Annotated in this window: 22 protein-coding genes, 1 other RNA gene and 1 other annotated feature; of the genes, 14 read left to right on the top strand and 9 right to left on the bottom strand. The window is 65.9% G+C overall.

Annotated features, from left to right (window positions below; all coding sequences use genetic code 11):
• Positions 1 to 54: 54 nt before the first annotated feature.
• Positions 55 to 435: a hypothetical protein gene (locus tag AC13EK_RS02265; RefSeq protein WP_004207460.1), complete on the bottom strand. Its 381-nt coding sequence runs from the start codon at positions 433 to 435 to the stop codon at positions 55 to 57.
• Positions 436 to 508: 73 nt separating this feature from the next.
• On the opposite strand from AC13EK_RS02265, the gene AC13EK_RS02260 reads away from it, so the two are divergent.
• Positions 509 to 736 carry a hypothetical protein gene (locus AC13EK_RS02260; protein ID WP_170828659.1) on the top strand — a complete coding sequence of 76 codons (228 nt, stop codon included), beginning with the start codon at positions 509 to 511 and terminating at the stop codon, positions 734 to 736.
• On the opposite strand, the gene ssrA is transcribed toward AC13EK_RS02260, so the two are convergent.
• Positions 734 to 1,088, bottom strand: a transfer-messenger RNA (tmRNA) gene (gene ssrA, locus AC13EK_RS02255). The two genes, AC13EK_RS02260 and ssrA, sit on opposite strands and share 3 nt — an antisense overlap.
• Positions 1,089 to 1,112: 24 nt before the next feature.
• Here ssrA and AC13EK_RS02250 point away from each other — a divergent pair.
• The gene (locus AC13EK_RS02250) at positions 1,113 to 1,877 is read left to right on the top strand and encodes an NRDE family protein (protein ID WP_069336601.1); all 765 of its coding nucleotides are present in this window, start codon (positions 1,113 to 1,115) and stop codon (positions 1,875 to 1,877) included.
• 105 nt (positions 1,878 to 1,982) lie between these two features.
• Positions 1,983 to 2,525, top strand: coding sequence for a hypothetical protein (locus AC13EK_RS02245; protein ID WP_139149969.1), 543 nt, complete (start codon positions 1,983 to 1,985; stop codon positions 2,523 to 2,525).
• Positions 2,526 to 2,726: 201 nt separating this feature from the next.
• Here AC13EK_RS02245 and AC13EK_RS02240 read toward each other — a convergent pair whose 3' ends face one another.
• Positions 2,727 to 3,068: a gamma-glutamylcyclotransferase family protein gene (locus AC13EK_RS02240; protein WP_069336602.1), complete on the bottom strand. Its 342-nt coding sequence runs from the start codon at positions 3,066 to 3,068 to the stop codon at positions 2,727 to 2,729.
• A gap of 17 nt (positions 3,069 to 3,085) precedes the next feature.
• On the bottom strand, positions 3,086 to 4,483 hold the full coding sequence (locus tag AC13EK_RS02235) for an aldehyde dehydrogenase family protein (protein WP_069336603.1): 1,398 nt from the start codon (positions 4,481 to 4,483) through the stop codon (positions 3,086 to 3,088).
• Positions 4,484 to 4,620: 137 nt separating this feature from the next.
• On the opposite strand from AC13EK_RS02235, the gene AC13EK_RS02230 reads away from it, so the two are divergent.
• Positions 4,621 to 4,947 (top strand): hypothetical protein, encoded by a 327-nt coding sequence (locus AC13EK_RS02230; RefSeq protein ID WP_483022003.1) that lies wholly within the window; start codon positions 4,621 to 4,623, stop codon positions 4,945 to 4,947.
• Between the two features lie 125 nt (positions 4,948 to 5,072).
• On the opposite strand, the gene AC13EK_RS02225 is transcribed toward AC13EK_RS02230, so the two are convergent.
• Entirely contained in the window at positions 5,073 to 5,477 is a 405-nt protein-coding gene (locus AC13EK_RS02225) for a cupin domain-containing protein (protein ID WP_234792172.1), read from the bottom strand.
• A 76-nt stretch (positions 5,478 to 5,553) separates the two neighbouring features.
• Here AC13EK_RS02225 and rnr point away from each other — a divergent pair, with 76 nt between their 5' ends.
• From rnr to AC13EK_RS02210, 3 genes are all read left to right on the top strand, one after another.
• A complete protein-coding gene (gene rnr / locus AC13EK_RS02220) occupies positions 5,554 to 7,869 on the top strand; it encodes a ribonuclease R (RefSeq protein WP_069336606.1) in 2,316 nt (771 codons plus the stop codon).
• A 205-nt stretch (positions 7,870 to 8,074) separates the two neighbouring features.
• Entirely contained in the window at positions 8,075 to 8,365 is a 291-nt protein-coding gene (locus AC13EK_RS02215; RefSeq protein WP_234792173.1) for a hypothetical protein, read from the top strand.
• A gap of 59 nt (positions 8,366 to 8,424) precedes the next feature.
• Complete coding sequence (locus tag AC13EK_RS02210) at positions 8,425 to 9,015, top strand: anthranilate synthase component II (RefSeq protein WP_007708936.1); 591 nt, start codon at positions 8,425 to 8,427, stop codon at positions 9,013 to 9,015.
• Positions 9,016 to 9,143: 128 nt separating this feature from the next.
• Here the strand turns inward: AC13EK_RS02210 and AC13EK_RS02205 are convergent, their stop codons facing one another.
• On the bottom strand, positions 9,144 to 10,634 hold the full coding sequence (locus AC13EK_RS02205; RefSeq protein ID WP_081331654.1) for a SulP family inorganic anion transporter: 1,491 nt from the start codon (positions 10,632 to 10,634) through the stop codon (positions 9,144 to 9,146).
• Between the two features lie 63 nt (positions 10,635 to 10,697).
• Positions 10,698 to 10,753: a sequence feature (sul1 is cis-regulatory element that is thought to sense ions involved in sulfur or methionine metabolism; They are found in Alphaproteobacteria), on the bottom strand.
• Between the two features lie 60 nt (positions 10,754 to 10,813).
• Positions 10,814 to 12,568 (bottom strand): chloride channel protein, encoded by a 1,755-nt coding sequence (locus tag AC13EK_RS02200; RefSeq protein ID WP_069336608.1) that lies wholly within the window; start codon positions 12,566 to 12,568, stop codon positions 10,814 to 10,816.
• 146 nt (positions 12,569 to 12,714) lie between these two features.
• On the opposite strand from AC13EK_RS02200, the gene trpD reads away from it, so the two are divergent.
• The 5 genes from trpD (at position 12,715) to lexA (ending at position 16,940) form a co-directional block, all read left to right on the top strand.
• Complete coding sequence (gene trpD / locus AC13EK_RS02195) at positions 12,715 to 13,707, top strand: anthranilate phosphoribosyltransferase (RefSeq protein WP_069336609.1); 993 nt, start codon at positions 12,715 to 12,717, stop codon at positions 13,705 to 13,707.
• Positions 13,704 to 14,495 (top strand): indole-3-glycerol phosphate synthase TrpC, encoded by a 792-nt coding sequence (gene trpC, locus AC13EK_RS02190; protein WP_069336610.1) that lies wholly within the window; start codon positions 13,704 to 13,706, stop codon positions 14,493 to 14,495. The genes trpD and trpC overlap by 4 nt, the downstream gene beginning before the upstream one ends.
• Positions 14,492 to 14,974, top strand: a complete 483-nt coding sequence (gene moaC, locus AC13EK_RS02185) for a cyclic pyranopterin monophosphate synthase MoaC (protein WP_069336611.1) — start codon at positions 14,492 to 14,494, stop codon at positions 14,972 to 14,974. The genes trpC and moaC overlap by 4 nt, the downstream gene beginning before the upstream one ends.
• The gene (locus AC13EK_RS02180) at positions 14,974 to 16,158 is read left to right on the top strand and encodes a molybdopterin molybdotransferase MoeA (protein ID WP_069336612.1); all 1,185 of its coding nucleotides are present in this window, start codon (positions 14,974 to 14,976) and stop codon (positions 16,156 to 16,158) included. Before moaC ends, AC13EK_RS02180 begins: the two co-directional genes overlap by 1 nt.
• Before the next feature lie 104 nt (positions 16,159 to 16,262).
• Positions 16,263 to 16,940, top strand: coding sequence for a transcriptional repressor LexA (gene lexA, locus AC13EK_RS02175; RefSeq protein WP_069336613.1), 678 nt, complete (start codon positions 16,263 to 16,265; stop codon positions 16,938 to 16,940).
• Here lexA and AC13EK_RS02170 read toward each other — a convergent pair.
• Positions 16,931 to 19,063, bottom strand: coding sequence for a ComEC/Rec2 family competence protein (locus tag AC13EK_RS02170; protein WP_170828660.1), 2,133 nt, complete (start codon positions 19,061 to 19,063; stop codon positions 16,931 to 16,933). The genes lexA and AC13EK_RS02170 overlap by 10 nt on opposite strands.
• A gap of 49 nt (positions 19,064 to 19,112) precedes the next feature.
• On the opposite strand from AC13EK_RS02170, the gene gltX reads away from it, so the two are divergent.
• Both gltX and AC13EK_RS02160 read left to right on the top strand, forming a co-directional pair.
• On the top strand, positions 19,113 to 20,555 hold the full coding sequence (gene gltX / locus AC13EK_RS02165; RefSeq protein WP_234792175.1) for a glutamate--tRNA ligase: 1,443 nt from the start codon (positions 19,113 to 19,115) through the stop codon (positions 20,553 to 20,555).
• Positions 20,556 to 20,575: 20 nt separating this feature from the next.
• Entirely contained in the window at positions 20,576 to 21,862 is a 1,287-nt protein-coding gene (locus AC13EK_RS02160) for a citrate synthase (protein WP_010336542.1), read from the top strand.
• 60 nt (positions 21,863 to 21,922) lie between these two features.
• Here the strand turns inward: AC13EK_RS02160 and AC13EK_RS02155 are convergent, their stop codons facing one another.
• Complete coding sequence (locus AC13EK_RS02155; RefSeq protein ID WP_069336616.1) at positions 21,923 to 22,264, bottom strand: gamma-glutamylcyclotransferase family protein; 342 nt, start codon at positions 22,262 to 22,264, stop codon at positions 21,923 to 21,925.
• Positions 22,265 to 22,321: the final 57 nt, after the last annotated feature.

The following is a 22,321-nucleotide window of genomic DNA, read 5'->3' as shown; positions in this document are numbered from 1 at the left end:
AAGGGGCGCCGTCCACCGGACGACGCCCCTGCGCGAGCCACTGAAACAGGGCGTTCAGCGCATCGCATAGCTCGTATTCAGGCGGGCCGAGGCGCGCTGCGCGATCGAGCGCGAGGATTCCTCGCTGCCATCGGCCAGCACCAGCGTCATGTCGGGCACGCGCGCAACCGCGGCATAGGCTTCGCGCGCGTCACTGGTGCGGCCCATGCCCGCATAGGCATTGCCCAGGTTGATCAGGCGCGCCGGATCGTTGATGGTGTCGGGCCAGACCGCCTGCAGCTTGCGGGCGGCCTTGTCGAAATCATGGGCGAGCAGCGCCGACGCGGCCAGACCCGCATCCGGCACGACGCTGACGATCACGTCATCCGCCGCCGACGCCATGGCCGGCACCGCCGAAGCCAGAAGAAAGCCCGCAACTGCCGCAGCCTTGAACATCGATTTTCTCCGAAAAAACTCTTTAGCATAGCCGGAATTATTTCACCTTGATGACATCGACACAAGATCAGGCATGGGCGCCAATTCCATTTTATATCGACGTAATTTCATTGCCTTATGTGTTTTTCATATCATTGTCATAAAAGTGAAATCGAATGCGGCATGCAAATTTCATCCGATTCGAATCGCATCATGGACGCGCAAAAAGGCCATGCGCCGCAAGCGGCGTGGCCTGAAAAAACATCGTCTGATGGATTGGGTCCGGAGGCTTCTGTTGCCCGGCGCCTCCGGGGGCCGCTGAATTCCCTTCTGTTGCCCGGTGGGTTCAACCGCGCTATTTTAGAGTAATGTCAGGCCGTGAGGCCCTCAATTACGCTGCAATGGCGAGTGCTTCGTTATCGTTGGCACTTGTGAGTTTTGCACAGTTTAACGGCTTACACGGGCCGGGTAAAAGCATCGCCTTTGAACACACGTCGATCCTAGTTCGGCCCCATCAGACACCCCGCCAGACCAAAGGTCATCCGGGACATGTGGTGGAACCGCCGGGTACTGCCCCCGGGTCCGCTGCGTCTATTATACGACACGATTTATCACCATAGCCGGGCGAGCCCGGCACCCCCTATATGGCGGCGGCCGCGCCATTTATCAAGCCGGTGTTGCAGGATGGAGGCGGCATTATGTGTATCGTGGCACTGGCCTGGCGGACGCACCCCCGCTGGCAGCTTGTCCTGATCGGCAATCGCGACGAATATCATGCCCGTCCCGCCGCCGCGATGGCGCGCTGGGACGACCGGCCGGGCCTGATCGCCGGGCGCGACCTGCAATCGGGCGGCACCTGGCTCGGCGCGGACGAGGATGGCCGGGCCGCCGTCATCACCAATTTGCGCGGCTATGGCGATCCCCTGCCCGACCGCGCCTCACGCGGCGCGCTGGTGACCGACCTGCTGACCGGCAGCGGCACCTATGCCGATCCCCATGCGGCGGCGCTCGACGATTTCAACCCGTTCAACCTGCTGCTCGCCGACCGCGACCGGCTCGTCTTCCTCACCAATCGCCCCGAACCCCAGCGCAGCCTGCTCGCGCCCGGCCTCTATGGCCTCTCCAACGGCCCGCTCGACCAGCCCTGGCCCAAGACACTCGCGCTCAAGGAGGCGATGTTGCAATGGCTGGTCGCCGGCGCGACCGATCCCGAAGACCTGTTCGACGCCCTGCGCCGCGAGACCCTGCCCGCCACCGGCATCGCCCCGGCCACACCGTCCGACGCCCCGCTGGAGCCGCCCCTCTCCCCCATCTTCATCCGCAACCCCGTCTATGGCACCCGCTGCAGCAGCATCCTCGCCATCGCGCCCGACGGCACCGGCCTGGCGCTGGAACGCCGCTTCGACGCGGACGGCAACGTCACCGGCGACAGCCGCATCCCCTTCCATTGGCCGGTGGCCTAATGACGGCGATACTTGCAACCGTCCTGAACGACCATTTTTTGCCGTTCGACTGGCCTAGGAAAGAGCCCATTTGCGGACGTTGGATAGGTAGTTATATCCGGCCGAATGGGAAGTTCCGAGCTAAACACTGGTTGGGATGACGCGCTGATCGAACGCGCCCGCAACCTATTTGCCGATACCGCACATCGCTTTAATCTCGAATATACTTGGGATGAGACATCTCCGGTTGAAGTAGCTTGCAGTTACCCCATTCAAGAGGGCCTCGATTTTGACCTCTGGCTTTCTTTGCAAGGCGACGAGTTCGTTTGTTCCGGAAAACAATGGTATGCGACCATTTTCCCAGCCGATGACGAGTATAAATGGGACTTGATTGTTCAATTGGTCGAAGGGTTGATAACGGGCGATGCAAGGCTCGCTCTCTATCGGGCAATCGGATGGTCAAAGCCATATTGGACTGAGGTGCAACTCCAGATTGATGGTCGCTGGGCAAGCGTTTCGACGGGAGCAGGATGCGCAATCCCACCAGTCGTTCGACCGACTATAATCCGTAATGGGCATCAACCCGAACTTGGCTTGTTTAGGCCAGCACTGGGCTCGTTGAGCTTACTGCTTGTAGTAATCGGCTTGATTTACTGGCTATGGAATTAGACCGGGATAGACCGCTAACCGAATGCGCAGCCCGAAACCTGACATTCCACTTCCCACCCATTTTTGTCATTCCCGCGTAGGCGGGAATCCATCTCCTGACCTTGTATCTGGTCCAACGCTGGTGAGATGGATCCCCGCCTCCGCGGGGATGACGTCATGAAACAGGTGGCCAGCTTCCACGCCAATTCAGCCCCCGCCTGGCTAAGCCCCCTTGTCCCCATAAACAAAGGCCCGCCGTCCCGACCGCAGCAGCACTTCGCGCCGGACATAGTCGACCTCATAGGCGTCGGCGCTGGCGACATCCGCCTCCGTCAGGCGAAACAGCGTCCCCTCCACCGCATCCTCGGGATCATCGCTCGGCTCGACCATCGGGTGCCAGCGCGTGCCGCTCTTGGCGATGACGTCGGGGTCGCTGATCTCGATCATGCGCTGGCGATAGCCCGGCATCGCATCCGGCTCGCCCTGCACCAGCCGGCCGAACAGCGCCATCTGCACCTCCGCCAGCCGCAGCGTGCCATAGGAAAAGAGCAATATCTCGGTCATCGCCACACCTCCTCCGCTCAGCCCAGGGCCGCGTTGACGATGCGGATCTGGGTGAATTCCTCCACCCCGGCCAGCCCCTGGTGCCGGCCGATGCCCGATTGCTTGGCGCCGCCGATCGGTACGTCGAAGGGCAGGTCGAACAGCCGGTTGACCCAGACCAGCCCGCTGTCGATCCGCGCCGCCATCGCCTGCCCGCGCGCCGCATCGGCGGTCCATACCGACGCGCCCAGCCCATAGGGGCCATCATTCACCCGGCGGACAAGTTCCGCCTCGTCGTCATAGGCGAGCAGCGGGATGATCGGCCCGAACTGTTCCTCCTGCACCAGCCTCGCCGCGTCGGGCAGATCGGTGACGATGGTCGGCGGGACGAAATAGCCGTCCCCCTCGATCGCCGCGCCGCCATGCAGCACCCGCCCCTGCGCCCGCACCTCCGCCAGCAGGTCGACCAGCCGCGCATATTGCGCCGCATTCTGCACCGGGCCGATCGTCGTGCCGGCCGCCCGCCCGTCGCCGACCACCGCCCGCTCCGCGCATTCGACCAGCGCCGCGCCCAGTGCCGGCATCAGCGCGCGCGGCGCATAGATGCGTTTGACGCCCAGGCAGACCTGCCCGGCATTGCCCATCGCCCCGTCGAACAGGATCGGCGCCACCGCCGCGACATCGGCATCGTCCAGCAGGATCGCCGGATCATTGCCGCCCAGCTCCAGCGTGAAGCGCTTCACCGTGTCGGCCGCCGCCGCCATCACCCGCCGCCCGGTCGCGGTCGATCCGGTGAAGCTGACATGGGCGATTCCCCGATGCGCCGTCAGCATCGGCCCGACATCGCCGGCATCGCCCAGCATCTGCACCACCCCGGCGGGGAAGATGTCGGCCGCCAGCGCGCCCAACATCAATGTCGTCAGCGGCGTCGTCGGCGCCGGCTTGGCGATCACCACATTGCCCGCGATCAGCGCCGGCGCGAGCTTGAGCGCCAGCAGCAGCAGCGGATAATTCCACGGCACGATCGCCGCCACCACGCCCAGCGGATGGCGCTGCTCGACCACGCGCTCGGTCGCGCTGTTCTTCAGCACCACCGGCTCCAGCCGCAGCCCGGCATGATAGCGCAGCGCCGCCACCGCCCCCTCTATCTCGCCCCGCGCCTCGGCCAGCGGCTTGCCCTGTTCCTGCGTCAGGAGCGTGGCGAAATCCTCGGCCCGGCCCTCCAGCGCATCGGCCAGCGCCGCAATCCGCGCGCCACGCGCGGCAAAGTCCAGCGCGCGCCAGCCGGCAAAGGCCCGCTGCCCGGCCGCGACCGCCCGCTCCACCTGCGCCGCATCGGCACAGGGCGCGGCGGCAAAGACCTGCCCGTCCGCCGGATTGACAAGGTCGATCGCGCGCGCGCCATCGACCAGCTGACCATCGATAAGAAGCTGCATCCCGCCCCTCTACCGCAGCCATGCCATGCTGCAAGCCTGTCCTACAGCGGTGCGATCCGCTAGACCCACTTCATAAGCGCCAGCATTCCGCATCGGGGGAGTATATGCACGCAAATCGCATTGACGGTCTCGCCATCATGGCCATCCTTGCCTCGCTCACCGGGTGCCAGCAGCCAGTTCACGACACTGCAACCCTGCAGGCGATTGAACGAGAAGCCAAAGCCTTGGCTGCGCGAACGCCCGCCAGCCAGCAATTCGTGCCCAAAAGCCGTTGGCCACATCACATTGCGCAGCTCGATCCCATGAGCGTCACGATTTCCCCCGATGGCGTCGATATTCTGACAAAGCCCTATTTTGACGGCGGCTGGGGCTATTTCGTCACGCATGATAGCCGGAAAGGTCCGCCGTCAGGCCCACACTTCTCCAAGATCGGCCATGACATCTACTGGTATCAGCCCGATTGATGGCCCGCACAGTCCTCGTTGAACGGCGCACAAAGGCAAGCGGGCCGGCGCGCAACAAGATTTCCTACTTCTGTTCCAAAATATCAGAATGTGCGGGAAATATGCGAAGTTAAGCGGGGGATTTCCTATTTTTCCGCCGGCGCATCGACCCGGTCGCCATGGCTTTTGGGCGTCGAATTGACCAGGAAATCGACCGGCGCGCTGCTGCTGTTCTGCGCCCGGTGCGGCACGCCCGGCGGCACTTCCAGCCCCTGGCCCGCTTTGAGCACATGGGTCACCCCGCCCGCCTCCAGCGTCAGCTCGCCCGACAGGACATAGAAGAATTGCTGCGCTCGCTGATGATAATGGCGCACCTCCGCCCCGCCCGGCACGATCCGTTCCTGGATCACCGACATCTCGTCACGCTTCACCAGATGCCAGCCATCATTGCTGCCACCCCAGACATAATGTTCGGCATTGGTCTTATCGATCGGCGCGATCGGGGCATCAGGCGCGGCAGCGAGCAACAGGGGGAGAAGCAATATCGTCATGCCCGTCCCAACGATCGGCCACCCCCATCCCGCCATGCCACTGGCGCCCATGCGGCCTGCCCCCTATAGCGGAGCCATGGCATCGACCCAGAAGCAGAAGAAGGCGGCCCCGGCCCGCGCGAAAGTCCGTCCCGCCGGGTTCCCGACCCGGCAGCAGGTGATGGACTTCATCACCGAGTCCGACACCCCCGCCGGCAAGCGCGAAATCGCCAAGGCGTTCGGCCTCAAGGGGCAGGAAAAGATCGCCTTGAAGGCGCTGCTCAAGGACATGGCGGACGAGGGCCTACTCGACATCGGCCCGGCCCGCGCCTTCCACAAGATGGGCGGCGTGCCCAAGGTGACGGTGCTGCGCATCGTCGATGTCGATGACACCACCCTGATCGCCACCCCCGAACGCTGGGAGGCCGAAGGCCAGCCCGCGCCGCGCATCCGCGTGGTAGAGCGGGGCAAGCGCGGCGCGCTGACGATCGGTGACCGCATCCTTGCCCGCACCGAGGAAGCGGGCAAGGGCTGGCTCGCCCATCCGATGAAGAAGCTCGCCAAGGCGACCGAGATGCTGCTCGGCGTGGTCGAGGAAATGGCCGACGGCAAGCTGTGGCTGCGCCCGGTCGACAAGCGCATCCGCAAGGATACGCCGATCAGCGACATCGGCACCGCGAAGAAGGGCGACCTGGTCCTGGCCGAGCCGACCGGCCGCCCGCCGCGGATCAGCGCGCGCGTCACCGACATTCTGGGCGATCCCTTCGCCCCGCGCAGCTTCAGCCTGATCGCGATCCACAAACATGGCATCCCCCATGTCTTCCCCGAAGCGGTGGAGGAGGAAGCGGTCACCGCGTCGAAGCTGCCGCTGCATGAGGACAAGCGCGAGGATCTGCGCCATCTGCCGATCGTCGCGATCGACCCGGTCGACGCCCGCGACCATGACGACGCCGTCTGGGCCGCGCCGGACGAAGACCCGGCCAATGAAGGCGGCTTCAAGGCGATCGTCGCGATCGCCGATGTCAGCTATTATGTCCGCCCCGGCAGCGCGCTCGACCGCGAGGCGCGCAAGCGCGGCAACAGCGTCTATTTCCCCGACCTGGTCGTGCCGATGCTGCCGCACCAGCTCTCGTCCGACATGTGCTCGCTGCGCGCCGGGCAGGACCGCGCCGCCATGGCCTGCCATCTGGTGATCGACGCGCAGGGCAAGGTGAAGAGCTTCCGCTTCTCCCGCGCCATCATCCGCGTCGCCGCCGTCCTCGCCTATGAAAATGCGCAGGCGGCGATCGATGGCGAGCAGGATAATGAACTGCTCGAACCAGCGCTGAAACCGCTCTGGGCCTGCTGGGCGCTGCTGCGCAAGGCCCGTGAAAAGCGCGATCCGCTTGCGCTCGACCTGCCCGAACGGCGCGTCGTCCTCGACGAATGGGGCAAGATCGTCAGCGTCGCGGTGCGCGAACGGCTCGACGCCCATATGCTGATCGAGGATTATATGATCGCCGCCAATGTCGCCGCCGCCAAGGCGCTGGAGGCGAAGAAGGCGCCGGTCATGTACCGCGTCCATGAAACGCCGGGCCGCGACAAGCTGGTCGCGCTCAAGGAATATCTCGCCACCTTCGACATCGACTTCGCGCTGGGCCAGGTGATCCGCCCGTCCACCTTCAACCAGCTGATCAAGAAGGTCGGCGAGTCGGAGGAGAAGGAGCAGATCATGACCCAGATCCTGCGCTCCCAGACCCAGGCCTATTATGCGCCGCAGAATATGGGCCATTTCGGCCTGGCGCTGGGCAGCTACGCCCATTTCACCTCGCCCATCCGCCGCTATGCCGACCTTCTGGTCCATCGCGCGCTGGTCGGCGCCTATGATCTCGAACTGCCCGCGCCCAAGGACAAGGCGATCCCCGACCGCTCCTCCCTCAGCCAGGAGGATTATGAGAATATGGGCCGGGTCGGCGAGATGATCTCGGGCCATGAACGCCGCGCGATGGAGGCGGAGCGCGAGACAATCGACCGCTATGTCGCCGCCTTCCTGTCGGCCCATGTCGGCGAGGTGGTGAAGGCGCGGATCACCGGGGTCCAGAATTTCGGCTTCTTCGCCACGGTCGAGGGGCTGGGCGGCGACGGCCTCGTGCCCGTATCGACGCTGGGCGCCGAACATTTCTTCTTCGACGAAGCGGGCAAGGCGCTGCAGGGCGTCGAAAGCGGCGACCGCTATACTGTCGGCCAGCGGCTGGAACTGCGTCTCGCCGAAGCCGATCCGATCAACGGCGCGCTGCGCTTCGAGCTGCCCGACAATCCTTCCCCGCGCGGCAGTCCGCTGAAACGCGACCGCACCCGCCCGAAAATCCACCGCGGCCGCCCCACCAACATCCGCCACATCGGCAGCAGCCGGGGCAAGCACAAGAAACGCTAAAGGGTGGGCGGCGGAGCGTTGCCGCCTCTGCCTACATCGTCATCCCCGCTTTTTTTACCGTCATCCCCGCGAAGGCGGGGATCCATCTCCCACCATAACCCCAGCAGCGATATCCGGTGATGGCTTCCCGCTTTCGCGGGAATGACGAAAGTCAAATGATAGCGGTCTGCTTTTCCGTGCCATCAATTATGTGTAGTCAGACTGCATGAAGCCAAACGAATATGCGCAAGCTCAGGCTTGGGATTCCATGATACGTATCATGGTCGTCGGCTGTCTGTTTCTCAGCGCCTTCATGGCTGCCTGTTCAGCCATCGTCCTCAGCATCCTGGCGGACTCTGGCGATGCCATTCTTCTGCGAAGCGCCCTTTTGGTGTTTGGCACATTGGCGTTCGCGGCGGGCTTGGCTTTCAGAAAAATCGACCGCCTGACTTGGAAGCACTGGTCAGTCATATGCTTGCTCGCCGCGCCAGGGGCAATTTACATGTTAGTCCACTAAGATCAGGCGTTGTTCGCCCCCTTCCCCCCATCGTCATCCGCGCCTATAGGCTGTGCCCCATGATCCTCGTCATCGACAATTATGACAGCTTCACCTGGAACCTGGTCCATTATCTGATGGAGCTGGGGGCCAAGGTAGAGGTCGTGCGCAACGACGCCATCTCGGCGGGCCAGGCCCTGTCGAGCGGGGCCAAGGCCTTCCTGCTGTCGCCCGGTCCCTGCACCCCCAATGAGGCGGGTGTCAGCCTGGATCTGGTCGCGGCCTGCGCCGATGCCGGCGCGCCGCTGCTGGGCGTGTGCCTGGGCCATCAGGCGATCGGCCAGCATTTCGGCGGCAAAGTGGTGCGCGGCGGGCTGATGCACGGCAAGACCTCGCCGGTGCGTCATGACGGCACCGGCCTGTTCGCCGGCCTCCCCTCGCCCTTCACCGCGACCCGCTATCACTCGCTGATCGTCGAGGATATTCCGGCCGACCTGGTGGTCAACGCGACCAGCGAGGATGGATCGGTCATGGGCTTCCGCCACGCGACCCTGCCGATCCATTCGGTCCAGTTCCACCCGGAAAGCATCGCGACCGAACATGGCCATGACATGCTGGCCAATTTCATGAAGATCGCCGGCATCCCGGTCCGCGAGCGCGAAGCGGCGTAAGGCCGCTTTTGCCCAATTTCACTGCCGTCATCCCGGACTTGATCCGGGATCCATTCAGCGCTCGCTCGCCCGCGTAGCGCCGAATGGATCCTGACTTCCGTCAGGATGACGGCGGGACAGGCCGCATGTCAGTGCGGCACCGCCCCCGTCTCCACCCCGGTCTTGTCGTGCAGGGCGAAGCGGTCGACGATGTCGGCGCTCGCCCGATTATAGCCGACCACCTCGACCATGCGCCCTTCGCGCCGCAGCCGGGCGATGATCTTGTCGAGCGCGCCGACGCCCGAAATATCCCAGAAATGCGCACCCGACACGTCGATCCGCATATGGGTCGCGCTTTCCTCGCCCGTGAAGGCGCGGGTGAAGCGGTCGACCGAGGCGAAGAAGATCTGGCCGGTGACGCGATAGGTCGCCCGGCCATCGGCCTCGCTGCGCTCCACCGCGAACATGCGCTGCACCTTGGCGGCGAAGAAGATGCCCGACAGCAGAACGCCGGTCAGCACGCCCAGCGACAGGTCGCGGGTCGCCACCACGACCACCACCGTCGCCAGCATGACGGCCGAAGATGTCGGCGGATGGCGTCGCAGATTGGCGATCGAGGCCCAGCTGAAGGTGCCGATCGACACCATCACCATCACCGCGACCAGCGCCGGCATTGGGATGCGCCCGACCCAAGGCCCCAGCACCGCCAGCAGGAACAGCAGGAAGGCGCCGGCCACGAAGGTCGACAGCCGCCCGCGCCCGCCGGACGTGACGTTGATCACCGACTGGCCGATCATCGCGCAGCCACCCATGCCGCCAAACAGGGACGCGACGATATTCGCCCCGCCCTGCCCCATGCATTCGCGCTGCTTGTCGCTGTCGGTGTCGGTCATGTCGTCGACGATCTGCGCGGTCAGCAGCGATTCGAGCAGGCCGACCGCCGCCATCGTCACCGAATAGGGCAAGATGATGCGCAGCGTCTCCCAGGTCAGCGGCACCTGCGGCAGGGCAAGGCTCGGCAGTCCTTCGGGCAGCCGCCCCATGTCGCCGACCGTATGGACCGGCAGGCCCAGGCCGATCGACAGCGCGCTCAGCAGCAAAATCGCGACCAGCGGCGCCGGCACCGCCTTGGTGATCCGGGGAAAGAGATAGATGATGGCCAGCCCCCCCAGCACCATCGCATAGGTCTGCCAGCCGACATTCGTCAGCTGCGGCAGCTGCGCCATGAAGATCAGGATCGCCAGCGCATTGACAAAGCCGGTGATGACCGATCGCGACACGAACTGCATCAACAGGTCGAGCCGCAGCAGCCCGGCGATGATCTGCACCACCCCCATCAGGATCGTCGCGGCAAACAGATATTCGACGCCATGCTCGCGCACCAGCGGCCCGACCAGCACAGCGACGGCGGCGGTCGCGGCAGAAATCATCCCCGGTCGCCCGCCGATCAGCGCGATGGTGATGGCGATCGCCACCGAGGCATAGAGGCCGACACGCGGGTCGACCCCGGCGATGATGGAAAAGCCGATCGCTTCGGGGATCAGGGCGAGCGCGACGACGATGCCGGCCATGATGTCATGGCGCGCCGTCCGGGCGTCGCTGAACCATTGGCGGCGATAGCGGCTGAAAATTTGGGTCATGTCGAAAATCCACATCAATGCACATGGCGCCGACGCGGGCGCAGTCTCGATAAACATGTGTGATGTTGTCCGGCGGATCGGCGGCCGGAATAGCCACCCGGAATTTCACCGGGTCCATGCGAATGCCGGCCTTCTACAGCCCTGCCCCGCCAATGCAACCCCGCGCCGACCTGCGCGCCCTATCCCTCGCCGAACAGCGCCCGCTGCGAGCTTTCAATCTCCTCGAAATAGCGCCGCCGCGCATGTTTCTCGGTCAGCACGCCCAGCACCAGCCCGCTTTCGTCGACCACCGCCAGCTCGTCCGCCGCCGCCTTGTCGAAAAGGGGCAGGATCGCGCGGATATCCGCGTCGGCCCGCAGCGAGATATCGGCCATCGTTGCCAGCGGCGCGATCGGCGCATCTTCCGCCAGTTCGGGGCGATAGGCCGCCGCCGTCGGCACGATACCGCGATATCCGCCAGCGCCGTCGATCATGATCGCCTTGCTCGCCGACCCCAGCGGCACCAGCGCGCGAAACTGACCGACGCTCATCGTATCCGGCACCGACACCCAGTCGCGCCGCATCATCCGCCCGGCGGTCAGGTTCATCACCCAGCCAATGTCGCGCGGGCTGCGAATGGTCGATCCGCGCAGATGCAGCCGCCAGGTGGAGAAGGAATAGCCGAACATTTCCCGCGTCACCGCGCTCGACAGCAGCGACGCGGTCAGCACCACGCCCATCAGCTGGAAATCATGGGTCGTCTCCAGCATCAGCAGCCCCAGAGTCATCGGCCCGCCGACGATCGCGACGCTGAGCGCTGCCATCCCCACCAGCGCCGCATCATTGGGATCGAGCGACCAGCCGATCCCGACAAGGTCGACGATCTGCGCGAAAATCTGCCCCGCCAGCGATCCCAGGAATAGCGACGCGAAGAACAGCCCGCCGCGAAAGCCGAAGCTCAGCGAGATCACCGACGCCGCGATCTTGAGACACAGGATCATCAGCAGCACCGTCCAGTCGGGCAGCAGGATGAGGTTGAGATGCAACGCGCCATGCCCGGCCGACAGCGTCTGCGGCGTCAGCCAGGCCAGCGGCATCAGCAGCATGCCGCCGATCACCGGCTTCCACCGCCCCGGCCAGGTCCAGCCCTGCACCCGCAGCTCGGCAAAGGTCACCATCCGCATGATGAGGATGCCCAGCCCCGCGCAGAGCAGGCCGAGCAGCGCATAGAGAAGATAGTCCGCCGTTCCCAATATCCGGTCCGCCGTGGTCGCGATCAGCCAGGGCTCGACGCCCAGCGCGCGCGTCACGAACGCCGCGCTCAAGGCCGCCGCCACCACCGGCGCGATCGCGGCCGGCGTATAATGGCCAATCACGATCTCGAACGCATAGAAGGCGCCGGCCAGCGGCGCGCCGAAGGCCGCGCCCACGCCTGCCCCCGCGCCCGCGCCGACCAAAGTGCGCAGATCATTGCGCCGCAGCTTCAGCCATTGCCCCAGCAGCGACGCGACGCCGCCGCCCATCTGCGCATAGGCCGCCTCCAGCCCGACCGAGGCGCCCGCCCCGTTCGACAAGACCGTCTGCCCGGCGATCACCAGATTGTCGGCCATCGGGATGCGCCCGCCATGCAGCGCATTGGCCTCCACCACGTCGATCAGCGGCCGTTGCCGCCGGCGCAGCAGCCGCGCCAGCAACACCAGCGCCAGCCCGCCCAGCGGCAGGCCCAGCAGCCGCCAGGGATGACGGATCTCGCCCAACGCGCTCAGCCGGTTGATGCTGACGCCATAGAGCAGTTCCTGAATGCCGTGCGCCATCAGCTGCAATAGGTTGGTGATCAGCCCCGCCGCTACGCCCGCCAGTATGGCGAGCAGGATGAAGGCCGCCTCGCTCTCGCGCAACCGGCGGCGCTGGCGGATGGCAAGGCTCCAGAACAGGGTCGACCAGGATCGGCGCATGGTTTTCCCGACAACGCCCCTTTGGCGCCCGCGTCAAGCCCCACACGTCAAGCCGATTGCCGGACCACGCAACAAAATTCCAATTGGCGGGCAAATAGCATGTCGCCCTCGACTTTCGCGCGCGGCCGGGACTAAAGGCTTGGCCCATGACCCTGTTGCCCGATCCCAGCGCGCCCCTGGCCGCCGACGAAGCCGCCCGCGCCTTCGACCTGCTGTTCGACGCCGACCTGTCGGACGAGGCGATTGCCGGCTTCCTCGTCACCATGGCGCGGCGCGGCGAGACTGCGACGGAAATCGCCGCCGCCGCCCGCGCGATGCGCGCCCGGATGATCCCGGTCGACGCGCCCGAAGGCACGATCGACGTCTGCGGCACCGGCGGCGACGGCCATCATACGCTCAACGTCTCGACCGCCGTCAGCCTGGTGGTCGCGGCCGCCGGCGTGCCGGTCGCCAAGCATGGCAATCGCGCCGCCTCGTCCAAGGCGGGGGCCGCCGACACGCTCGAAGCGCTCGGCCTTGATCTTGATCGCGCCGCCGCCACGGCGGAAGCGACGCTCAAGGATCTGGGCATCTGCTTCCTGTTCGCGCAAAATTATCATCCTGCGCTCAAGCGTCTCGGCCCGATCCGCCGGTCGATCGGCGAACGCACCATCTTCAACCTGATGGGGCCGCTCGCCAATCCCGCCAATGTCCGTCGCCAGCTCGTCGGCATCGCTCGCCCCGCCTATGTCCCCATCTATGCCGACGCACTGGGCCAGCTGGGCGCCACCCATGCGATGATCGTGTCGGGCGACGAGGGCCTCGACGAACTCTCGCTCGCCGGCGGCAACGACATTGCCGAGGTGACGGCCGACGGCGTGGTCGCGATGCGCCGCCTGACCGCCGCGGACCTCGGCCTCTCGACCCATCCCGTCACCGCCATTCGCGGCGGCGACCCCGCCCATAATGCCGCGGCGCTCCGTGCCCTGCTCCAGGGCGAGGCCGGCGCCTATCGCGACGCCGTGCTGCTCAACGCCGCCGCCGCTTTGATGGTGGCCGACGCCGCCCATGATTTCCAGGAAGGCGTCGAACAGGCCGCCGAAGCGATCGACAACGGCCTTGCCAACGCGCTCCTCAATTGCTGGATTGCCTACCAATGACCAACAAGCTCATCGAAATCTGCGATTTCAAGCGCGAGGACGTCGCCCGCCGCAAGGCCGCGACCACGATCGCATCGCTCCACGCCCGTGCCAGCGAGCAGACCCCGCCGCGCGGTTTCCGCAGGGCGCTGGACGATGCCGCCCGCTCGGGCTTCGGCCTCATTGCCGAGGTGAAGAAGGCCAGCCCGTCCAAGGGGCTGATCCGCGCCGATTTCGATCCGCCGGCCCATGCAGTCGCCTATGCCGCCGGTGGCGCCGCCTGCCTTTCGGTGCTGACCGACGAGCCCTATTTCCAGGGCCATGACGATTATCTGATGGCCGCCCGATCAGCCTGCGCGTTGCCGGTGCTGCGCAAGGATTTCATCGTCGACCCCTGGCAGATCCTCGAAAGCCGTGCGCTCGGCGCCGACGCGATCCTGATCATCGTTGCCGCGCTGGAAGATAGCCAGATGCAGGAGATTGAGGACGCCGCGCTCGGCCTTGGCATGGATGCCCTGATCGAGGTGCATGACGAGGCCGAACTGGAACGCGCACTCAAGCTGCGCTCGCGCCTGATCGGCGTCAACAACCGCGACCTGCGCGATTTCAGCGTCGATTTCGCCCGCACCTATGAACTGGTGGGCAAGGCGCCCGACGGCTGCACCTTCGTCGCCGAAAGCGGCCTTGGCTCGCATGCCGACCTCACCGCCATGGCCGATCATGGCGTGCGCTGCTTCCTAGTCGGCGAAACCCTGATGCGCCAGGCCGATGTCGAAGCGGCGACCCGCAACCTGCTGACCGGCGCATGACCGGCCTCACCCATCTGGACGAGGATGGCGCCGCCTGCATGGTCGATGTCTCGGCCAAGGCCGTGACCGCGCGCGAGGCGGTGGCCGCCGGCCGCATCACCATGGCGGCCGACGCCGCGCAGGCGATCGCCGCCGGCCTCGTCAAGAAGGGGGATGTGCTGGCCGTCGCCCGTGTCGCCGGCATCATGGCGGCCAAGCGCACCGCCGAACTGATCCCGCTCTGCCATCCGATCCCGCTGAGCGCCGTCACCATCGACTTTGCCCTGCACGACGATGGCGTCACCGTCACCGCGACCGCGCGCACCGCCGGCCAGACCGGGGTGGAGATGGAGGCGCTGACCGCCGCGACTGCCGCCTTGCTCACCGTCTATGACATGGCCAAGGCGCTCGATAAGGGCATGATAATCGGCGATGTTCGCCTGCTCGCCAAGCGCGGCGGCAAGTCGGGCGACTGGACCGCGCCGGAGCATGCCGGCTGATGAGCCTGATGCCGGTCGCGGACGCGCAGGCGCGGCTCCTTGCCCTTGCCGATCCGTTGCCGGCCGAACTTGTGTCCGTCGCCGCTTGTGCCGGCCGCTGGCTCGCCACCGACATCAGCGCACTCCGCGACCAGCCCTGGGCCGATCTCTCAGCGATGGACGGCTATGCCGTGCGCGCATCCGAAGGCGCCGGGCCGTGGCAGCTGGTCGCCACCAGCAGCGCGGGCGACTCCGATATCCCGGCCCTGCAACCGGGCCAGGCCTGCCGCATCTTCACCGGCGCGCCCTTGCCGGCCGGCGCCGATGCGATCCTGATCCAGGAAAATGCCACGCGCAACGGCGACAAACTGACCGCGCATGACGGCACCCTGTCGCCCGGCAGGCATGTCCGGCCACTCGGCTCCGACTTCCGCGCCGGCACGCTGCTGGTCAACGCCGGCAGCCGCCTCACGCCGGGCCAGATCGCGCTTGCCGTCCTTGGCGGCCATGGCAGCCTACCCGTCGGCACCCGCCCGCGTGTCGCCCTGCTCTCGACCGGCAATGAACTGGTTGCCCCCGGCGCGCCGACGCCGCCTGGGTATCTCCCCTCGTCCAACGCGCCGATGCTCGCTGCCCTGCTCGCCGCCCTGCCCTGCGACGTGATCGACCTCGGCATCGTGCCCGACGATCTCGCCGCCATGACGCAGGCGCTGGAACAGGCGGCCCAGGCCGACATCATCGTCTCGACCGGCGGCGCCTCGGTCGGCGACCATGACTATGTCCTCCCCGCCTTTGCGGCTGCTGGCGGCACGCTCGATTTCTACAAGATCGCGATGCGGCCGGGCAAACCGCTGATGGCCGGGCGCCTCGGCAACGCCACCTTCATCGGCCTGCCGGGCAATCCGGTCTCCGCCTTCGTCACCGGCACCCTCTTCCTCTGCCCGCTGGTCCGCCATCTCGCCGGATCACGCGCGCCGCTGCCGCCGGTCGTGCAGGCCCGCCTTGCCGCCCCACTCGGCGCGACGGCGGAACGCGACGATTATCTGCGCGCCTATCGCGCCGCCGACGGTATTGTTTCCGTCACCGCGCAGGACAGCGCCGCCACCGCCGCCATGGCGCTGGCCGACTGTCTGATCCGCCGCCCGGCCGGTTCAGCCCCCGCCATTGCCGGCGACATGGTCGACATCATCCCGCTCACTGCCTGACTATCTGGCCGCCTGACCGGCAAAAGCGGCGCATGGCTTAACGCGCTTGACTTGCCCCTTTCCGTTTCCTATGCGTTCTTCATTCGTTCCATGGAGGACCGCCGATGTTGACGCCCAAGCAGCAGGAATTGCTGAGCTTCATTCAGACCCGGCTGGAAGAAGGCGGCGTGTCCCCTTCGTTCGAGGAGATGAAGGACGCGCTCGACCTGCGCTCCAAATCCGGCATCCACCGGCTGATCAATGCGCTGGAGGAACGCGGCTTCATCCGCCGCCTGCCCAACCGCGCCCGCGCGCTCGAAGTGCTCAAGCTGCCCGACGCGATGCACCGCGCGCCCGCGCCGGCCATTCCGACGCCCAAGGTATCGGCGCCCGCCGTGCTGTTGCCGACCGCCGCCAATGACGTGATCGAAATCCCGCTGCACGGCCGCATCGCCGCCGGCGTCCCGATCGAGGCGATGGAAAGCCACACCATGCTCTCCGTCCCCGCCGCCTTGCTCGGCTCGGGCGATCATTATGCGCTCGAAGTGTCGGGGGACTCGATGATGGAGGCCGGCATTCTCGACGGCGACTTCGCGCTGATCCAGCGCACCGATGTCGCGCGCGAAGGCCAGATCGTCGTCGCCCTGATCGATGACGCCGAAGCGACGCTCAAATATTTCCGCCGCGAAGGCAGCCGGGTTCGGCTCGATCCCGCCAATGCCGCCTATGAACCGCAAATCTACGATCCGCGTCAGGTCCGCATCCAGGGCAAGCTCGCCGGCCTGCTGCGCCGCTACAACTGACCGGCTGTTCGGGGCCGGCGGCGCACGATCCACGGATGCGCGTCTCCGGGCCGATGGACGGTGTGAACTTTGCCGCTTTCAAGGCCAATCGACAGGCCGCCGGTGCGCGACAGCAGCCGGCGGTCGATCTTCATCCAGCACGGCCGGCACCACCAGGGCAGGCCCCGGTCGCTGATGACGATATCGGCCGCCGCGCAATCCCGCTCCAATATCGGCCGGTCGACCAGCATCGCGTTGCGCGTCACCAGCAAATGCCAGTCGCGCCCGTCCCGTGGCAACGTCACCGCACATAGATCAGTCGAGCAGCGCGCCTGCTTCATCTTCGCGATCGCCTCCAGCGTCCCGTCATAGCCCGCGCTCTCGCTCAGCACGTCGCGCACATAGTCTCCCGCCCCCTCGCGCAGCAGCGCCATCGTCCCCGTCGGTGTCCGCACCGCGACATGCCGCCCATCGCCCGTCACCACGATATCGGGCGGCGCCAGCAGCGCGATGCCGGCCAGGCCGATTGCGATTGGCCCCAACCCCAGCCAGCGCCAGCGACTGCGCCACAGCAGGCACCAAAGGCCTCCCACCACAATGATCGCGAACAGCCCGCCCGGCACCGCCGGCGCCAGCATCACCGCCATCGGGCTCGCCGCCACGCCATGCGCCACCGCCAGCAACAGCGCGATCGCCTTGCCGGTCAGCCACCAGAACGGCGCGCCCAGCCCGACGAGGTCGAAGAGCAGCGCCAGCGCCTCCAGCGGCATGATGACGAAGGTGGTGAGCGGGATCGCGACCAGATTGGCCACCGCGCCCAGCAAACCTGCCTTGTGAAAATGGAAAAGGGCGATCGGTGCCAGCACCAGTTCGATGGCAAGGCCGGTCATCAGCATCGCCGCCACCGTCCGCCCGGCCTTGCGCAGCCAAGGCTCGTCCCGCGCCATCGCGAACGCCTTGAACCGCCGATGCTCGCCCAACGCCACCAGCGCGACCACGGCGGCAAAGCTCATCTGGAAGCTCGGGCCGATCAGCGCCTCTGGCCAGAAGACCAGCACCACCAGCGCCCCGGTCGCGACCAGCCGCAATGTGATCGCCTCGCGCCCCAGCGCCAGCCCGCCCAGCACCAGCAGGGCCGCGATGCAGGATCGCACCGTCGGCACCTCCGCGCCCGTCAGCAGCGTATAGCCGATCCCCGCCAGCGCGCCCCCCGCCGCCGCGATCAGCATCAGCGGCCAGTCCAGCGCCGCGCGCGGAATCAGCGCCAGCAAGCGCAACAGCAGGAATATCACCGCCCCGATCAGCGCCGTCACATGCAGGCCGCTGATCGAGAGAAGATGGGCAAGGCCACTGCGCCGCATCGCCTCCGCATCCGCTTCGGCAATCGCGCCCTGGTCGCCGGTCGCCAGCGCCACCGCAATCCCCGCCGGTGCGCCTGCCACCTGTCCGCTGATATGATCGAACAGCCGCGCCCGCAGCGTCGCCCCCTCGCGCGCCTGCTCCACCATTTCGACCGGCGCCAGCGCCCGCCCGGTCGCCCCGATCCCCTGGAAATAGGCGCGCCGCGCGAAATCGAACGCCCCCGGCACGCTTGGCGGCGCGGGCGGCATCAGCCGCACGCGAAAGCGCAGCACCGCCCCCTTGCCCAGCCCATCGGGCACATCCGCCTCCACGATATTCACCCGGATCGCCGCAGGCAGCGCCGGCGCCGCGATCGGCCGCAAGCCCACCCGCACCATCTGTTGCGCCGGCAGCTTGGCCACCGCCGTCACCGTGCCGGTCACCTGTGCGAATATGGGACGGGCCAGCGGCGGTTGCCCCAGCCATGTCGCCTTGCCCCAGACCAGCAGGCAACCGATGCAGCCGAGCAATCCCGCTGCCACCAGCATATGCCGCAATCGCGCGCCCACCGGCAGCAACAGCGCCAGACAGGCCAGCCCCAGCGCCCCGCAGCAGCAGGCCAGCCAGTGTGCCGGCCCCGGCAGCACGAACCAGCCGGCAATGCCCGCGCCCAGCGCCACCGGCACCCACAAGGCGAGCTGTTCGCGCTCCACCTCCAGCCATTGTTCGATCCGCGCAAATCCATTGTGCGCAATACGCACCGTCCTGCGCCCAACGGACGTTTGTCGTGGCTCAAAAGCCATGCTAGGGGGCGTCGCATCCATGGATCAGGCAGGAAGAATGTCAGCGAATATGACGGCAAGTGCAACGGGATTGAACAAGCAGGTGGTGACCCGTTTCGCCCCGTCGCCAACGGGCTTCCTGCATATTGGCGGCGCCCGCACCGCGCTGTTCAACTGGCTGTTCGCGCGCCATCATGGCGGCAAGTTCCTGCTCCGCATCGAGGATACCGATCGCGCCCGCTCCACCGAGGAAGCCGTGGCAGCCATTTTCGACGGCCTGGAATGGCTGAACCTGGGCGGCGATGAGCCCGCCGTATTCCAGTTCGAGCGCACCCCGCGCCATGCCGAGGTCGCCAACCAGCTGCTCGCCAATGGTCATGCCTATCGCTGCTATGCGACGCAGGAAGAGCTGGCCGAGCTGCGTGAACAGCAGCGCGCCGCCAAGCAGCCGATGCGCTATGACGGCCGCTGGCGCGACCGTTCGCCGGAGGAAGCGCCCGAAGGCGCGCCCTTCGTCATCCGTATCAAGGCCCCTCGGAGCGGTGAAACGGTAATCGAGGATGCGGTCCAGGGCCGCGTCGTGGTGCAGAATGCCGAGCTGGACGACATGATCCTGCTCCGGTCGGACGGCACCCCCACTTATATGCTGGCCGTCGTGGTCGACGATCATGACATGGGCGTCACCCATGTCATCCGCGGCGACGACCATCTCAACAACGCCTTCCGCCAGCTCGCCATCATCAAGGCGATGGGCTGGGAAGAGCCGGTCTATGGCCATATCCCGCTGATCCACGGGTCGGACGGCGCGAAGCTGTCGAAGCGCCACGGCGCGCTCGGGGTCGACGCCTATCGCGACGAGATGGGGATGCTGCCCGAAGCGGTGCTGAACTATCTGCTGCGCCTCGGCTGGGGCCATGGCGACGAGGAGATCATCTCGATCGAGCGCGCCATCGAACTGTTCGACATCGACGGCGTCGGCCGCTCGCCCTCGCGCTTCGACATCAAGAAGCTGGAAAATCTGAACGGCCATTATCTGCGCGAGGCCGACGAGGCGCGCCTGGCCGCCCTGGTCGCCCCGCGCGTTGAGTCGCGTCTTGATACGCAACTGAATGACGCTCAGCGCGATATTTTGACCCAGGCGATGGTTTCCCTCAAGCCGCGGGCCAAGACGCTTAACGAAATTGCAGAAGGCGCGGAGTTTCTATTCAAATCTTGCCCGCTCGATTTTGACGAGAAGGCGTCTGCTCTGCTAGATGAACCCGCGCGTGAGCTGCTGAAAAAGACAGCCGACGCTCTCCAGCCCGTCCAGTCCTGGACGGTTGAAGCGATCGATGAAGTGATACGCCGCGTGGCAGAGGATGCGGGGCTTGGCCTGGGCAAGGTGGCACAACCGCTTCGTGCGGCGCTCACCGGGCGCACGGTCTCGCCGGGTATTTTTGATGTCCTCTTCCTTCTGGGGAAAGAGGAAAGCTTGAAGCGACTGACCGCTGCGGGGCACGTGGTGGCCGGTTGACGGCAGTTAAGGAGAAAAACATGTCGGATAATAATGCCAGTTTGACCGTTGGCGGAGAGGCCAAGGACTATGCCATCATGGATGGCACCGTCGGTCCCCAGGTCATCGACGTTCGCAAGCTCTACGCCAACACCGGCATGTTCACCTACGATCCGGGCTTCACCTCGACCGCCAGCTGCGAGTCGGGCCTGACCTATATCGATGGCGACGCCGGCGTACTGCTGCACCGTGGCTATCCGATCGGCCAGCTCGCCGAACAGTCCAGCTTCATGGAAGTCTGCTATCTGCTGCTGAACGGCGAACTGCCGTCGGCCAAAGAACTGGCCGAGTTCACCAACACCATCACGCGCCACACCATGGTGCATGAACAGCTGACCGCCTTCTTCCGCGGCTTCCGTCGTGACGCCCACCCGATGGCGATCATGGTCGGCGTTGTCGGCGCCCTGTCGGCCTTCTATCATGACTCGACCGACATCAACGATCCGGAACAGCGCCGCATTGCGAGCCACCGCCTGATCGCCAAGATGCCGACGATCGCTGCGATGGCGTACAAATATTCGGTGGGCCAGCCCTTCGTCTATCCGCGCAACGACCTCAGCTACACCGCCAACTTCCTGAACATGACCTTCTCGGTCCCGGCGGAAGAGTATAAGATCGATCCGATCGTCGTCGACGCGATGGACAAGATCTTCACCCTACATGCCGACCATGAGCAGAACGCGTCGACCTCGACCGTCCGTCTCGCCGGTTCGTCGGGCGCCAACCCGTTCGCCTGCATCGCGGCCGGCATCGCCTGCCTCTGGGGCCCGGCGCATGGCGGCGCCAACGAAGCCGCGCTCAACATGCTGCGCGAAATCGGCACCGTCGATCGCATCCCGGAATATATCGCCCGCGCCAAGAACAAGGACGATCCGTTCCGCCTGATGGGCTTTGGCCATCGCGTCTACAAGAATTACGATCCGCGCGCGACCGTGATGCAGAAGACCGCGAAGGACGTGCTGGAGAAGCTGGGCGTCAACGACCCGATCTTCGACGTCGCCAAGGAACTGGAGCAGATCGCGCTCAACGATCCCTACTTCATCGAGAAGAAGCTCTACCCGAATGTCGACTTCTATTCGGGCGTGATCCTCTCGGCGATCGGCTTCCCGACCGAAATGTTCACCGTGCTCTTCGCCCTCGCCCGCACCGTCGGCTGGGTCGCGCAGTGGAACGAAATGATTTCGGACCCAGCGCAGAAGATCGGCCGTCCGCGTCAGCTCTACACCGGCCCGACGCAGCGCGACTATGTCGCCGTCGACAAGCGCTAAGACGCGGTCACAGAGACAAGAGGAACGGCGCCCCATCGGGCGCCGTTTTTCGTTTAGGGCTCAGCCGCCTACCCCTGCATGGACATAGATCCAGGCCGGCACGCACCCCTGATCGGTAACGACATCGATCGCGACACGGCGATAATCCGTCCCCTCGAACGCATCGAGCCGCGCCCAATGCGCCGGCAGGTCGGACGAGCGGAACAGTTGGACCGGCACCTCCGCGCCGCCCTCGTCGGGAATGAAGGCGGGAAAGCCCATCGACGCGGCCCAGCCATGCGCGACCAGATGGCCGGTCACATGCCCCGCCTGCCAACTGCCCTGCAATTCCGCCAGTTGATGATGATTGGCCCGTCCGGGCGCCAGCGTGCCATAGGTGGCCAGGCAATGCGATCTGTCCATGCCGCCACCCTATCGGGGCGGCATCGGCCGGACAAACAAGCGCTCTTTATCTCATAT

This window comes from Sphingobium sp. L-44, from assembly GCF_056859495.1.
This window is presented reverse-complemented; position numbering and strand designations above follow the sequence as displayed.